At 62.6% G+C, this 14,729-nt stretch carries 15 protein-coding genes and 1 tRNA gene; 7 read left to right on the forward strand and 9 right to left on the reverse strand.

Annotated features, from left to right (window positions below; translation table 11 throughout):
- Positions 1 to 73: 73 nt before the first annotated feature.
- A complete protein-coding gene (locus J2753_RS02555; RefSeq protein WP_209490162.1) occupies positions 74 to 1,213 on the forward strand; it encodes an AI-2E family transporter in 1,140 nt (379 codons plus the stop codon).
- Between the two features lie 588 nt (positions 1,214 to 1,801).
- Here the strand turns inward: J2753_RS02555 and J2753_RS02560 are convergent.
- On the reverse strand, positions 1,802 to 2,119 hold the full coding sequence (locus J2753_RS02560; protein ID WP_209490164.1) for a hypothetical protein: 318 nt from the start codon (positions 2,117 to 2,119) through the stop codon (positions 1,802 to 1,804).
- Positions 2,112 to 2,633: an SWIM zinc finger family protein gene (locus J2753_RS02565; RefSeq protein WP_209490166.1), complete on the reverse strand. Its 522-nt coding sequence runs from the start codon at positions 2,631 to 2,633 to the stop codon at positions 2,112 to 2,114. The genes J2753_RS02560 and J2753_RS02565 overlap by 8 nt, the downstream gene beginning before the upstream one ends.
- 1,217 nt (positions 2,634 to 3,850) lie before the next feature.
- Between J2753_RS02565 and J2753_RS02570 the strand changes: the two genes are divergently transcribed.
- Both J2753_RS02570 and J2753_RS02575 read left to right on the forward strand, forming a co-directional pair.
- Positions 3,851 to 4,207: a hypothetical protein gene (locus tag J2753_RS02570; RefSeq protein ID WP_209490168.1), complete on the forward strand. Its 357-nt coding sequence runs from the start codon at positions 3,851 to 3,853 to the stop codon at positions 4,205 to 4,207.
- On the forward strand, positions 4,204 to 5,163 hold the full coding sequence (locus tag J2753_RS02575) for a hypothetical protein (protein ID WP_209490170.1): 960 nt from the start codon (positions 4,204 to 4,206) through the stop codon (positions 5,161 to 5,163). Before J2753_RS02570 ends, J2753_RS02575 begins: the two co-directional genes overlap by 4 nt.
- A gap of 187 nt (positions 5,164 to 5,350) precedes the next feature.
- Here the strand turns inward: J2753_RS02575 and J2753_RS02580 are convergent, their stop codons facing one another.
- The 5 genes from J2753_RS02580 to J2753_RS02600 form a co-directional block, all read right to left on the reverse strand.
- A complete protein-coding gene (locus J2753_RS02580) occupies positions 5,351 to 5,497 on the reverse strand; it encodes a hypothetical protein (RefSeq protein ID WP_209490172.1) in 147 nt (48 codons plus the stop codon).
- 322 nt (positions 5,498 to 5,819) lie between these two features.
- Positions 5,820 to 6,701 (reverse strand): hypothetical protein, encoded by an 882-nt coding sequence (locus tag J2753_RS02585; RefSeq protein WP_209490173.1) that lies wholly within the window; start codon positions 6,699 to 6,701, stop codon positions 5,820 to 5,822.
- Between the two features lie 40 nt (positions 6,702 to 6,741).
- Positions 6,742 to 7,836 carry a tyrosine-type recombinase/integrase gene (locus J2753_RS02590; protein ID WP_209490175.1) on the reverse strand — a complete coding sequence of 365 codons (1,095 nt, stop codon included), beginning with the start codon at positions 7,834 to 7,836 and terminating at the stop codon, positions 6,742 to 6,744.
- A 47-nt stretch (positions 7,837 to 7,883) separates the two neighbouring features.
- Positions 7,884 to 7,968, reverse strand: a tRNA-Leu gene (locus tag J2753_RS02595).
- 91 nt (positions 7,969 to 8,059) lie between these two features.
- Positions 8,060 to 9,376, reverse strand: coding sequence for a hypothetical protein (locus tag J2753_RS02600; protein WP_209490177.1), 1,317 nt, complete (start codon positions 9,374 to 9,376; stop codon positions 8,060 to 8,062).
- A gap of 81 nt (positions 9,377 to 9,457) precedes the next feature.
- Here J2753_RS02600 and J2753_RS02605 point away from each other — a divergent pair, with 81 nt between their 5' ends.
- Complete coding sequence (locus J2753_RS02605) at positions 9,458 to 10,054, forward strand: DUF6149 family protein (protein WP_209490179.1); 597 nt, start codon at positions 9,458 to 9,460, stop codon at positions 10,052 to 10,054.
- A gap of 3 nt (positions 10,055 to 10,057) precedes the next feature.
- On the opposite strand, the gene J2753_RS02610 is transcribed toward J2753_RS02605, so the two are convergent.
- Entirely contained in the window at positions 10,058 to 10,933 is an 876-nt protein-coding gene (locus tag J2753_RS02610) for a class 1 fructose-bisphosphatase (protein WP_209490181.1), read from the reverse strand.
- Complete coding sequence (locus tag J2753_RS02615) at positions 10,933 to 11,754, reverse strand: class I fructose-bisphosphate aldolase (RefSeq protein ID WP_209490183.1); 822 nt, start codon at positions 11,752 to 11,754, stop codon at positions 10,933 to 10,935. Before J2753_RS02615 ends, J2753_RS02610 begins: the two co-directional genes overlap by 1 nt.
- A 114-nt stretch (positions 11,755 to 11,868) precedes the next feature.
- Here J2753_RS02615 and J2753_RS02620 point away from each other — a divergent pair, with 114 nt between their 5' ends.
- The 3 genes from J2753_RS02620 to J2753_RS02630 are packed head-to-tail and all read left to right on the forward strand — an operon-like array spanning position 11,869 to position 14,413.
- Positions 11,869 to 12,486, forward strand: coding sequence for a pyroglutamyl-peptidase I family protein (locus tag J2753_RS02620; RefSeq protein ID WP_209490185.1), 618 nt, complete (start codon positions 11,869 to 11,871; stop codon positions 12,484 to 12,486).
- Between the two features lie 55 nt (positions 12,487 to 12,541).
- Positions 12,542 to 13,918, forward strand: coding sequence for a M28 family peptidase (locus J2753_RS02625; protein ID WP_209490187.1), 1,377 nt, complete (start codon positions 12,542 to 12,544; stop codon positions 13,916 to 13,918).
- 60 nt (positions 13,919 to 13,978) lie between these two features.
- Complete coding sequence (locus J2753_RS02630; RefSeq protein WP_209490189.1) at positions 13,979 to 14,413, forward strand: universal stress protein; 435 nt, start codon at positions 13,979 to 13,981, stop codon at positions 14,411 to 14,413.
- Positions 14,414 to 14,729: the final 316 nt, after the last annotated feature.

Raw genomic sequence — 14,729 nt, forward strand, 5'->3', positions numbered from 1 at the left:
CGGGCGTCTGACAGCTTCCGACGTTCCTTCGGCTTCCCATACACTTTACAACAGATCACTGAGTCGTATCGGTATGGACGAGAGACGGCTCGTGATCGCGCTGTTCGGAATCGCCGTCGCTGCCGTGATCGGCGCGCTCGCCTATCGGTTCATCGCACCGCTGACCGTCTCGATCTTCCTCTACTACTCCACGCGACGCTACTTCAAGTCGCTGCGCCGTCTCCGACTCCCGGCACGAGTTCGGGCGGTGACGGTGTTGGCGTCGCTGGCAGTGCCGCTGGTGTTGCTGATTAGCTACGCCACGGTGCTACTGGTGATCGAGGCCCGGGCGTTCGTCGCACAGTACAACCTGCTCGACGTGGCGACGACGAACATCGAGTGGCTCGGCGGGATCGACAAGATCCCGGAGTTCACGATCCAAGGACTCTACGCGGCCTATCAGTCGGGGGACCTCTCGCCGTTCATCGACTTCGCCAGCGCCCACGCGGAGTTCCTGACGACGCTGGTCTCGGGCTTTTTCCTCAACATGTTCGTGGTCGTGATCGTTACCTACTACCTGCTGATCGACGGCCACCGCATCCGCGACTGGCTGCTCCGGTTCGACGACGACGCCATCATTCGGGAGTATCTGGAGGCCGCCGACAAGGAGTTGGAGTCGGTGCTCTTTGGCAACCTCCTGAACGTGATCGCCATCTCGCTGATCGCCATCGCGGCGTTCACCGCCTACAACGCGCTGGTCCCCACGCCCGCCGAAGTGCCCTACCCCACGCTGGCGGGCACGCTCACCGGTATTGCGAGCCTGATCCCGGTGGTCGGGATGAAGATCGTCTACCTTCCGCTGACCGCCGTCGCCGCGCTGCCCATCGTGCTCGGCGGCGACCAGTCGCTGCTGGTGTACGTCCTCGGCTTCCTCGTCGTCGCCGTCGTCGTCGTCGACACGATTCCGGACATCCTGCTCCGGCCGATCCTCAGCGGCGAGAACACCCACGTGGGGCTACTGATGCTCGCGTACACGCTCGGCCCAGTGGTGTTGGGGTTCTACGGGCTCTTTTTCGCCCCCATCGTGCTCGTGATCGGGCTGACGTTCGGCCAGACCGCGCTGCCGCGGCTGCTGGGCGCCGACGAGGACGAGGGGCTCTCGGCGGACCAGATGCTGCTGAGCGACTTCACCGAGGAAAGGAGTTTCCGGGACAGCGTTCGGGACCGGATCTGAGCGGGGTAGGAGCGGATTCTCAATGAACGGGACTGCGCGGGACCGGATTCGAACCACGGTCGGACGTGCTCGCTCGCTTGCGCTCGCTGTGCGCGGCCTCCCTGCTTCGGAATCCGGTCGTGACGATTTTCGTCCTCGCTGTCGCTCGGACAGAAAATGCGCGGGACCGGATTCGAACCGGAGCAAGACGGTCGCTCACTTCGTTCGCGCTGCGTCTTGCAGGATCCGAACCGCTCCTGCTCCCTCCTTCGTTTTCTCGCTCCGCTCGAAAACTCAGTCAGTGCGCGGGACCGGATTCGAACCGGCGGACCCCTACGGGATAGCGTCCTAAGCGCGGATGTGCCGTAGGCACGCTAACGCGCCAATTCCGGGGTGGCACGTCCCGTTTTCGCCTTGTCTACCGGCACAAATGACCGCCTTGCATATAAAACCCCGACCGGGACAGCGTTAAGCGCGAATCACGCTGACCGGTAGATTATTCGTTTCGAGACTCAATCTCTTGCTCGTAAATCCGGTCAGGGTCGGGTTCGTACTCCGTTTCAGATTCACCAATGTCACCGAGATGTGGCGGGTCACATTGGAGTGCCATTATCGACCCTCCTGTTGTTTCTCGACCCGTCCGTACACGTCCATCGCGGAACGCTTGAGACGACGGAGTGCATCGGCCCGTTCAACATCCCCGGCGGCTTCGGCTTCGAGTACCTTGTCATCCAGAGACGCCGCGAGTGAGAGCGCACCCTGACGGTATTGTTCTAATTCTCGCTGGGCAACAGCAAGGTCGTGGATGATGTCCGTCACATCCATCTCTCTGCTGGCATGATGCACCGTTTCAGCCTCGATAAGGCCCGCAAGAGAGTCGGTGTCTTCAAACCCGAGAGTTTCGAGCGAATCTGTGACGCTACTCATCGGCCTTCACCTCCGGGTTCGGAGCCTCGAAGCCGTCACGGTAGCAGGGCCAACAGGGGAGTTCGGCCCCGTCGTTCCAGTCACCACAATCACAGTCGTCGGGTCGCTGGCGGGCCTTATCGCTGTCGTCGTCGGGTTGCAGAACCTCAACAGTACCCCCGTCTGTCGCGGCTACCTGTGGGGTTCCAGAAACGTGTTCCCCCAGTTGGGAATCAACCGCTTCGGTGTTGGCCCAGCCGGGGATAGCCCACTCGCCCGTAGCGAACCGAACCCGACGTTCGTGTTTGCACAGTTCCCCGTCTTCGAGGTTGTGTTGTTTGTCGGGACAGGTACAGCGGGCTTCGAGCGCGTCAACACGGTACTCAGAACCGCTTTGCGAGGTGACTGAATACACATCTCCCCCGAGCGGGAGAACTGTCATGTACTCCGTGAGAGCGCGGACATCGCGTTTCTGAAGGTCGGTACTTCCATCCGTTACGGCACGTTCAAGTGCCGCCGTATCGTTGGTTTGCATGGCCTTTCGGACTCCAAACGAAGGCCATTGTCCGGGTGCGACAACACCCGGGCGTTCTCTGAAACGCAACGTCCCGAGGGACAACGACCTTCGTATTTCTACCTTAGACGGGAAGATAATAAAACCATCGGAAAGTCCCTAATGCGCGTGTAAACAACAGTTAGTAACGTCTAAGGTAAAGACTTAAAGTGGCAGAGATACATCATTGAGACATGGGAAATGATACAACCCCCGGGCGAAAGCCGCGAGTGACAGATGACGAGATTCTGCAACTGTTTCGAGAAACAGATGACCCAGTCCTTTCGACTGCCGAAGTGACCGAACAACTCCCAATCAAGCGAAGTGCGACGTACAAACGGCTATCAGCACTCCGTGACAGCGGGAAGTTGACTGCTAAGGATATTGGTGGTCGGAATACAATTTGGTGGATTCCGGGCAACTGAGCTACGTTGCGGCCTTTCTGTGATATTACCGCCTAAGATTCGGAATCGGGGGTCATGGACGGTTCTCTGCCCGTGAGAAAATAGCGTGTAGGGACGGGGGTAGGTTGTTACACCAGAGATACCCCCCTCCGTGTATCTTTAGTAACCAGCCGCGCACAAAACAGGGTGGATTTCACCAGATTTTCGCGGGAATCGGCCCGGAACAGTATCAGGTAGGGATGACAGCGATAAGGGCCAGTGGGTTGCTGTTGTCGGTACTAACTTTCCGCAACCAGCCTACGATACTGCGCGGGCGAGAGACTGGGTTAGAATCCGCTTCAATCACTCTGCTACCTTCTGCCGACCTTATCGGTGCAAACCGTTAAAATACCCAGTGATTATCCGGCAATATTTGTGGTGAGAGAGATTGCTCTTTCTGGCATTTCAGGCTCCCGCTGTCCGGTCTGACCCTCCGTATATAAGCCAATTACCTTTCATTGTGGTAAGGAGGACACAGCAGTCCCACCCGTGTATATAAGGGCGTGTCCTTTCATTGTGGTGAGGAAGCTGATTGCCTCCTTGTTCTCAACAACACAATGCGCGGAACTACCATCAGAGTTAGTCACGACGAGAAGCGGCGACTGGATGAAGCGGCAGAGGAAATGTGTGGAACTACCGAGGTTCCATACGGCGAAGTCATCGCACAACTCGTAGACAAAGCGACCGACGTGTAGCGTAGCGACTATCGAATAATTGAGTAGGTCGGTTAGGGCCGACCTTTCAGCACCTTACAAAATGTCAGTAGACACATCTACCAACGACACGGAGAACCGTAAATCTGTCGCTTCTAATACGACAGATTACCAGCACAGCAACGACAGCGAACTAAAATCCCACTTCCAACAGGGCGGGCGGTACTTCCTCCAAGACCCCGCAACTGGGGAGAGCGTCAATGTCTCTCGGCTGACCGCCTACGCCGAGTACGGCAGGGAAATATACCAACGGGACGCACACCACGAGATTCCACTACTGAAAGTGGATGCACCGAAGTTTCTCGATGCACTCACACGGCAGGAACATACGGAGTATCATAAGCAGGAACCCGACCCCGTAGAGGTGGACGGCTTCCCCCTGCTTCGAGCGGGGCGATGAGCCAAAGTCGAGATGACTATGCGCCAAACAACAAAAATTCGTCCGGGTTCGCTGACACCCACGATACTGAACCCGCTGACCCGACTGCCGCCGACCACGCTACTCGTCGCGGCCTTCCTCTTGCTCCAGAGTCCGTGAAGCCCGACCGTCTCCCCGACCCGTTCGTCACCGATAAGGGCCGGGCGGTGACGGTGGCTGAAGCCGGTGAGACGTACCTGAAGGTCCAACGGTCCAACTGGCAAGAAGATACACTCACGTCGAAGTACGAGCGGCACAAGTCCGAAACGTACCCCCGGATTCTCGAAGCCGACCGGCACTTTCGGGCGAAGTACGACGGCGTCACGACGGCGATGCTGACGCGCCGACTGTCGCCGCTCGATGAATCGGGCGAGTGGCTGACGCCGTGGGAGTGTAACGAAATGCTCCACGGCGGGGGAGTCCACAAGTCGATTCGCGGGACGCTGAACTACCAACTGGATGCGTTCAAGTTCGAGTGGATAGCCGTCACCGCACCGACGCGAAGCGCCGGGACTCCCCACGAACACATCTACCTGTGGATAGACGACCCCGACAACGATGTGACGACTGACCAAATCCTGCCCGCCCGTGACAAACATCTGAAATACTGTGCAAACGCCTACGAGAAGCATCATCAATATCGGGCAGACGGAACCGGCGGTGCGGTCACAGTCCAGCACTCCCCCGACCTTATCGGCTCGGTCCCTGACGAGTTCTTCAGCATCGCTGAGAACAGTCCGACCTACGAGGATACGGGAAAAGTGTTAGCGAACACCGCCGGAGCGCAATATCTCGCTTCCCAACTGGCACACCTGCCGGTCGGTGACTACTACGACAGCCAGCGGGAGAACCCACCGCAGGCATTGTTTGAAGGCGCGGCGCTTGCGTGGGCCAGCCCGCGCGACTGGTTCCGGGCCGGTCGGGGTGTCCCCTCGTAGCAGAGCGGGGGAGATGACTATGTGCTACGAAGCAGAAAACCGCCCCTCTACCGACCCACCGGCCTGCCAGTTCCCCGGCCCACCAGTAGGGTTGAAGAGAGCGGTGCGCGTTTCACCGGGGAGCAAGACGGCTGATAGCCGGGTGGCTGGTTTCTGTGGTGTAGCGCATAGTCATCTCGGCATTGCTCTACCGGCAGTCTTCGTCGGGCCACTCTCCCTCAGTAATGTATTCTACCTCTTCATCGGACAGTACGTCTTTGTCTTGAAGAACGCCGACAAGCCGCCCGAACGATTCACTCAGATACTCGGTTCCAGATTGGCTATCATCACTCATTGCAGTAGGTTGGTTCCGAGCAGGGACAGATGAACGTTTGGAGAGGTATGCCAACACCGATAAGGGCAGGCGCTGGCCGTCAGTCCCGAAATGCGGCGTAAGGCAACGACCAGCCTGCCACCCCCGACAGTCTGCGGGTCGAAATGTACGCCTCGCTTCGAAATTTCGCTTTGCAAGAGCAATCAAGACGAACCAACCTCGGGGTCGCGCCAAGCAGAGTACTTCTCTATATTTGGAACGGGCCTCATGGACGGTCGAAGCAACTTCCTGCAAACTCGGCTGTCCCGCCCGGACCCTTATCGGTGCTAATATGTTTGGACTATCAGCGTTCCTGAGATTCTTCGTCAGTCTGGATAGAGAAAGACGGTGCTGGACTATCAGACAGTTCGAGATTTTCAAGGCTATCTTGTTCATCTACCTCATACTCTAATTCAACCAGATGATTTGATTCGGCTGGGAGTGTTGAAGTACCACTTACCCAAGTTGAGAACTCTTCCCTTTCGTTCCGGTTTCCGGTTACACCTCCATCAATTTCTACAACCTCAACAAAAGTTTCAATCTCAACCGTCACGGAGTCTTCTCTCGGGTTGTTCATCTCAACAGTAACTGTACCACCATCCGAGTCATATTGAACTGACGTATCTTCTATTGACGGGTCTGGCTTCGGTGGTTGTGGGTCGTAATTGTACGCTATACCACCAAGGAGAGCAGTAGTACCAGCACCAACTAATCCAATCGTTCTACGCCGTGATAGATTGACCGAAGTGGAGGCGTATCCAGCCATATTTACTCGGGACTCTACTACATTTTTCAATCTGGAATATGCGTAAGGCCCACTACCTGCGCCAACCAAACCCGACAACAACATTAGTCCATAGAACGGCTCTGGTCGTGTAACGCTCGGGAGTGTATAGAACAATAATGTTACAAATACAAAACTAATGCCCAACCCAACGAAAAACCCGAGTACAACGAGCGGAGCATTTCTTATAATCTTTTCATCAGTTTCCGAATTGGTATCTGACTCCTCAGAGTCTGCTGAAGTAATTGCAAGCAAGTAGAACGCGAGTCCAAATATTCCCGTAATTGCAACGACACAGAACCAGATGATACCGCTTCGGTTGTGTCCCTTTGCGTGGAACCCTACTGCGACGGCGAGCGTGAGCCAAAGCAGGGCGGTAACTATCAGGATATTACTAATCATGCTTTTGGAAATTTAGTGGACTTGTAAAATAGGTACGGGGCTATCCCATCTGGTCGAGCGCGTCACGCCGGTCCTCGACCGGGACGTTGTCGTACTTGAGCGTGGTCTTGACAGACTCGTGACGCAACTGAGCCTGCGTAGCGGCAAGGTCGCGCTCTTTGGTCATGTGAGTACCCACCGAGTGCCGAATTGCGTACCATGACATCTGCCGGTTCTCGTAACTAATTCCGGCCCGTTCGCACAGGTCTTTGAGAATCCGACTCAGTTCGTTGGAACCGTAGCGGTTCCCATGCCGAGTGAGCCAGAGTTTGTCGGTGTCCTCGTATCTCGGATGGTCCGCTCGTTCGTCTATCCACCGCTCTAACGCGGTCGCGGTCCGGTCGGTGATACCTACCGTCCAGTTCCCCTCGTTCTTGGCTGAATCCTCTCTTGGGATACGTAGCAGGCCGTTCTCGGGTTCACACCAGCCCACCCGAGCGTTCCCGACTTCCACCGGACGAAGCCCGGCGTCGAGACTCGTCCAGACGAGAGACGTGAATTTCCAGCTATCGGGGTCGGCTTCGAGAAGGTCGCTATCGGTTCCGTAGTTGGGAGTGCCGTCTTTCCCAAGTGCCGCCTGTCGAATCTTACGACGTTCCGGCTTCGTCAGGAAGTCGCGTGGGCCGTTATTGCCGCCGCCGGACTGGAAGTTCCAACTGAACTCCCACTCGTCGCGGTTGTACTTGTGCTGAAGCCACTTCGAGTAGCGACCGAGCGCACCGAGCGTTTTCCCCTTCGTGGACTCCGTCACGTCGCGGAACGCAACTTCCTCCATGTATGCGCGGGCGTCGTCTTGGTCGGGCGGGGCTTTGTAGCCGCCGCGGTTCTCCCACATCCACAGGTCGAAGCGGGCCGTCCGATGTCCCGTCTGGCAGACGGTGTACGGAGAGTATCCTTTCGCTTTCTCCGGGTCTTTCCCCATCCGAAGCAGGTACGTGAGGAAGGGTTTGCGGTACTCGTAATAATCCACAGCGCCCTTATCGGATAAGAAGTCGCGTTGGTTCTTGCGGACGATTGTAATCGTTCTATTCGGTTCCATCATATCCGAATCGAAACCGGGACAGCGTTCGAGCGTATTCGGCTTTTCGAGGTTCATTTGGGGTCTTGTCGTTGTTGGACAAGACGAAAACGGGAGGTAGAGAGTGCGCGGGACCGGATTCGAACCGGCGGACCCCTACGGGATAGCGTCCTAAGCGCTACGCCTTTGGCCTGGCTCGGCAACCCGCGCGCCGTGACGCGAACGGCGTTCGCGTCCGCAATCGACCGAACGGGATGCGAACACAAAAACGGCACTATCCCGCCGCTAGCGACGACCCGACTCACTCCGAACTGGTCGGCAGGATCTCCGAGTTCCCGTGCGGGCCGTTCCAGAACACCACGAGCGACTCCCCCGGCGAGGCTTCGAAGCCCACCCGAACAGTGTCGCCTGCCGCGATCTCGTCGTCGTACCCGTAGCCACAACGGCTGAACCGATAGATATCGTTCGTTTTCGGGTGTGCGACCCCGACTCGCTGGGCGGGAATCGTCGCACCCGACTCGTGGGTCACCGCCACCGCGTTGTCGCCGTCGCCACAGTCCACACCGGCGCCGTCGTCGAGTAGCCGGTAGCTAAACGTCGCTTCGGGCGGTTCCAGCCCGTGGTCCTCCGTATACTGCTCGTCGACGAGAGTCTGCATCGGCTGTGTCGGCCCCGTCTCACGGATCCTGGCGGCGACGCGCCCCTCGCCGGTGAACGCGCTCGTGGGACGACTCGTCGAGAAGTACCCTACCCGGCCCTCCGTCGCCTGTTCGACGCTCGATAGCGGACCAGTGCTGCCGACCTCCTCGGCCCACTGCTCGCTCCACTCGTCGATGTACTCCTGTGGCGTCCGGGGCGCCGACTCGTCGAACAGGAACGCCACCGTCTCCGTGATGCCGCCGTCGATCTGGAGTGCACGGCCGATGGCCCGGGTGTTCGGCGGTCGTTCGCCCAGATCCGGTTCCGAAGTGATTGCCGAGACGTAGTCGCCGCCGCCGAGCACCGACAGGAGTTCCTTCATCTCGGAGTCGTCACGGTAGCGCTCCGTCTCCCCCGCGAGTGCCTCGGCGTGAGCCCGGACGAACTCGGCTGGCGGGGTCGCCCGCTCCCGCGTCGACGTGAAGAATATCCCGTCGCCGACGCCGCCGGCGTACCGCTCCGGCTGCTCCGGATGCAACAGCACGTCGACGCCGTGGTGGGTCTCCGCAACCGTCCAGTCGTCGCTCCGGTAGCTCTCGAGGAGTGTCTCCCGGTCGAACGTCCCCACGAACACCTCCGTCGGGCCGTACTGGGCGTACGTCTTGACCGTCGACGGATCCAGGTCGAACCCCAGTTCGGCCTTCCCGGTCGGCCGATCTATCAGCCCCGACGCCACCTCGTTGTCGCCGTGCTCCCGCAGCGACGCGATATCCCGGACCGCCAGCATCCGGTGCTCGATGTCGACACAGCGACCGGGGGCGTAGATGGCGCTGCTCGTCAACGCGTCGAGGCTGCCCTCGGGCGCGCTCGGGCCGCCCCCGGCGAGCGAGCGAGCACGGTCGACGGCGCTACAGCCGGCCAGCCCGGCGGCAGCACCGACGCCGAGCGCCTCCAGCAGTCGACGGCGTGAAACGGTCATAGGGAGCGGTCGTGGCTCCCCCTAATGGGTTTTTGGGTAAACGGCCCCCACTTTCTCCACGCTCGCCCACGAACGATCCCCATGCGCCTCTTCCAGACCTGGCGGAACTACGCCGCGCAGGTGCTGCTGGAGCGGGACATTCCCCTTATCACCGGCTGGGTACGCTCGTGGTTGGTCGACCTGCACGTCGACTTCTTCGCCGAGAGCAGCGAACGGGACGGCGATGCGCGCCGCCCCCTGCTCGGAGCGCTGTTTGACGCGGCCATCGACGTGTATCTCGCCGCGCTCCGCGAGGGGTATCCGGAGGCGCAGGCCCGCGAAATCACCCATATCCAGGGCTCGTGGACGTTCATCAACCACGGCTGGGGTGAACTGCTGGAGTTCCCGCCCGAGGAGGCCACCGCCTACTACGAGCGCTACGAGGACTTCTTCGACCGGCACGACTGCTCTCCCGAGGATCCGCTGGGGGAGTTCGCGCCCGCGGGCGGCCTGCGGGACGCGCCCGAAACCCCGGAGCGACTGAACGGCGACTACCCGTTCGCAGAGCCAGGACTCGAGGACGGCGTCTACGTCGTCGACGAGAAAATCGAGGTGCGCCTCCAGTGCGGCGGTCCCGGCGAGCAAGAAGGGCCGGTCGTCGACGCTGAGGGCGTCGAAACCGCACCCGCAGACGATTAGGAACTACTGAGCGAGCGCGTTCTCGAGCCGCTCCACGTACGCCTCGTTCCCGACGTGGACCGGCACGCGCTGATGCAGATCCGTCGGCTCCACGGCCAGCAGCGACTGCTCGCCGTCCGATGACGCCCCGCCGGCGGCCTCGATGATTTTCGCAATCGGCGCCCCCTCGAACTGCAGGCGGAGTTTCCCGTTCGGCGCCGACGAGAGCGCCGGGTAGGCGAAGATGCCGCCGTAGCTCAGCACCTGGTTCACGTCGCCGACCATCGCGCCGCCGTAGCGGAGTTTGAGCTCCGTCTCGACCTCGCGGGCGTAGTCGTGGAACGCGTCGGGCCAGTCCGGCACTCGGCCACCGAACCCGTAGACGACGGGGTCCTCGGGGAGTGTTACGTCCTCCTCGACGGCCTGCATCTCGCCGCCGTCGATGACGTACGTCGTCACCGTCCCCTCGCGGGCGACGGTCATCGTCGTAATCGGGCCGTAGAGGATGTACGCCGCAGCGATCAGATCCGCGCCCGCGGCGGGGAGCGGTTCGTCGGCGATGCCGACGATGGTCCCCATCGCGTTGTTCGACTCGAGGTTCGAGGAGCCGTCGAGCGGGTCGATAGCGACCGAGAGCGTGGCCCCGGCGTCGCCGGCCGCGTTGGTCACGTCGACGACCGCCTCGCGCTCCTCGCTGGCGAACTCGACGACGCCGTCGACGGCGCCCAGCGCCTCGAAGAACAGTTCGTCGGCGTGGACGTCCGCGGCGGTCACCGTCTCGCCGGAGGGGTTCTCGACGCCCGCCTCCGTGAGTCGGCGGCCCGGCAGGCCCGCACGCACGTCCGGGGCCACGGCGGCGACCGTCTCGAGCACGTCGTCGACGGCCTCGTTGGCCGCCATCAGTCGAGCGTCGCCTGCTCGCCGTGGCCCTCGACGGCGGCGAGTGCCTCCTCCACGGAGGTTTCCTCGAAGATTATCTTCTCGAGGCCATCAAGGAGGGCTTCGGGGTTCTCACGCTGGAACACGTTCCGACCGACCGCGAGGCCCTTCGCGCCGGCGTCCATCGCCTCCTTCACCGTCGAGAGGAACTCCTCGTCGGAGGCCTTCGACCCGCCGGACATCACGACGTCCGTCGACGCCGCGGCCTTGCAGGCGTGAGCCATCGCGTCGGCGTCGCCGGGGTACTTGATCTTGGCCACGTCGGCGCCGAGTTCGAGGCCGAGACGGGCCGCGTAGGAGATGGTCGAGGGCTTGGTGTCGTTCTTGACGCCCTGCCCGCGCGGGTAGGACCACATGACGACGCCCATGTCCTCGTCGCGGGCGGCCTCCTGTGCGTCACGGAACTCCTCGGCCATCTCGACTTCGTGGTTCGAGCCGCCGTACAGCGTGAAGCCGATGGCGTCGGCGCCGAGTTCGGCGGCGTACTCGACCGACCAGTTGACGGCCGAGTCGTGCTCGCCCATCCAGAGGTTCGAGGTGCCGTTGAGTTTCGCCAGCAGATTGACCTCGTCCTCGTAGTCGGGGTAGTGGGCCTCCGCGACGCCTTTGCCGACCGCGAGGGCGGTGACGGCGTCGTGGGTCGCTACGTCGAAGACGTGCTCGGGGTTCATCGACTCGGGCACCGCCTCGAAGTCGACCGGCCCGTGCTCGAGGCCGTGGTCGTACGCCAGGATCAGCAGTTTGCCGTCGCGGGAGATTGGGTCAGTTGCGCCGGGGATCATGTGCGCAGTTCGGGCGAGTCAGCACAAAAAAGCTACCTTCCTCGGAGTCACACCGAGAACGTGCCACCCGGCCGCGACCGAAACGACGAAACGCCCGGCCAACCCTGGGCCGGTATGACGCTGCTCTGTACGGGCTACGAGCCGTTCGGCGACCACGAGACCAACCCCAGCGAGCGCGTCGCTCGCGAACTCGACGGGGCGACCGTCGCCGGCCACGAGGCTGTCGGCGCGGTGCTCCCCGTGGAGTTCGACAACGTGGCCGACGAACTCGCCGCGCTGATCGACGAGCACGACCCCGACGCCGTCATCGCGACGGGGCTCGCGGGCGGGCGCTCGACGGTGAGCGTCGAGCGCGTGGCCGTGAACGTCGACGACGCCGTGACGGTGCCGGACAACGCCGACAATTCGCCCTACAACGAGCGAATCGAACCGGCCGGCGCCGACGCCCACTTCGCGACAATTCCGGTGGTCGAGAGCGTCGAGGCACTGCTCGAGGCCGGCATCCCGGCCCGCGTCTCGAACTCCGCGGGCACGCACTGCTGTAACCACGCGCTCTACTCGCTACTCGAGAACCACGACGTTCCCTCGGGGTTCGTCCACCTGCCCTTCACGCCTAAAGGCGCCGTTTCCGAGGCCGAGGCGCCCGAACGCGGCGGCAGCGTGCCGGCGTCGCTGCCGCTCTCGCTGCAGGTCGACGGCGTGCGGAGGGTGCTGGCGACGACAGTAGCGTAGTCGGTCGTTTCCGCGACCCGCACCCCTTTATCCCGCGGCCGAAACAGGGCCGGGTATGGTTCATCTACCCGACGCCGTCGTCGGCGACGCCCAGACCAGCCTGTTCGCGTGGAACCGGCTGGTGGACCTCGTCGACGTCGGCAACCGCATGGCCGGCCAGCAGGGCGAGGCCGAGGGCGCACAGATCATCCACGACGCCTTCGAGGCGGCGGGGCTCCGGAACCCCCGGATCGAGGCGTTCGAGATCCCCGGCTGGTGGCGTGGCGATTCCTCGCTGACCGTCGAGTCGCCCAGCCAGCGCACCCACGGGGGGAGCCATCAGGTCGTCGCGCTCCCGGGCACCCCCGCGGGCGAGGCGACGGCGCCCATCGTCGACGTTGGCGACGGCACCTACGAGGAGTTCGACGCCAAGAGCGACCAACTCGACGGCGCCATCGCGATGGCCTCCAGCAAGACCCCCGAGCACGCCGACCGCTGGCTCCACCGGATGGAGAAGTACGTCAACGCCGCCGACCACGGCGCCGTCGCGTTCGTGTTCCGCAACCACATCGCGGGCGCGCTCCCGCCGACCGGCGAGGTCGGCTACAACAACCGTCCCGGCCCCATCCCCGCCGTCGGCGTGAGCAGGGAGGTCGGTGCGCGCCTCGAACGCTACGCCGCCGAGGGCGAGTGTGAAGTGACCGTCGAGGTGGACTGCCGGAACGAGCCAGCGACCTCGCGGAACGTCGAGGCGTTCGTCGGCCCGGAAGGTCCCGACGAGGGCGGCGACGCGGAGGAAATCCTCGTGACCGCCCACGTCGACGCCCACGACATCGCCGACGGCGCCAACGACAACGGCGCCGGATCGGTGCTCGTCGCCGAGGTCGGCCGCCTGCTCTCGCAGGTCGAGGACGACCTCGACAGTCGGGTTCGGCTGGTGACGTTCGGCTCCGAAGAGATCGGCCTGCGCGGCGCTTACCACTGCGCGGAGACCATCGACCTCTCGAACGTGAAGTGCGTCATCAACCTCGACGGCGCCTGTAGCTCCCGGAATCTCCGGGTCGGTACCAACGGGTTCTGCGCGCTGGGAGAGCTGTTCCGCGCGGTCGCCGACGAGTTCGACGCCCCCGTGTCCACCGGGTCGAGCATCTCGCCCCATGGCGATCAGTGGGCGTTCGTCCAGGAGGGCGTGCCGGCGACGATGACCAGCACCACCTCCGACCAGTCCGGTCGCGGCTGGGGCCACACTCACGCCGACACGCTGGACAAACTCGACTCCCGGGACCTCCGGGACGTGGCGACGCTGGTGACCGAGGCCGCCTACCGCGCCGCACAGGACGAGTTCTCGGTCGAACGCCGCACCCGGAAGGAGACGCGCAACACCATCGACGAGGGGTACGTCCAGGAACTCAAGATGGGCGGCCGCTGGCCGTACAACGATCTGGAGGGTTGATCGGGCCACGGGGCTGCCTCGGCCGGTAGTTTTTCGCCGCGCCGACCCGACCAGCGAGTCATGTCCGAAACCGTGCTGGTGCCCGTCGACGGATCGCCCCAGTCAGCCGACGCGCTCGACCATGCGCTGGAGAAGCTCCCCGACGCCGACATCGTCGCGCTGACCGCGGTCGACCCCATCGCCGCGGGCTACAGCACCGCGCCCGGCCCGGACGCCGCCGGCTACCCCGGCGAGTGGATCGAACAGGCCCACGAGCGCGCCGACACCATCCTCGACGACTCCGTCGAGCGCGCCGCCGAACACGACCACGAGATCGATACCGTCCGGGTGACCGACCGACCGGCCCGCGCCATCGTCGACTACGCCGACGAGGAGGACGTCGACCACATCGTGATCGGCAGCCACGGCCGCACGGGCGTCACGCGCGTGCTGCTCGGCAGCGTCGCCGAGAAGGTGGTCCGTCGTGCGCCCTGCCCCGTCACTGTGGTTCGATAGCGTCCCGTAGATGGGTTTTCAGTTGGTTCGAGGAGCACCAGCAGCAACAGCATCTCTGAGCTAGACTACTTGTAGCCGCACCGCCCCCGCACCGCAGCCACGGCCTCCCCAGCCGACTCGCTCCCGTACAGTCGCTCGTCCCTCGCGCTCGGGTCGCGCACGGAAGCGCGACCGCTTCGCGCCGACCGCGGCCACGGCTACGGAGCGGTGGACGCCTCGCGCTCGCTCCTGCCGCGAGCGTCGCCGGACCACGTCCGGCTGGCAGACGAGCGTCGCTCGTCGACGTCACCAGAACGCGACGCGTTCTGGTTGGCGA

This window comes from Halolamina salifodinae (assembly GCF_017874235.1).
Lineage (GTDB): Archaea > Halobacteriota > Halobacteria > Halobacteriales > Haloferacaceae > Halolamina > Halolamina salifodinae.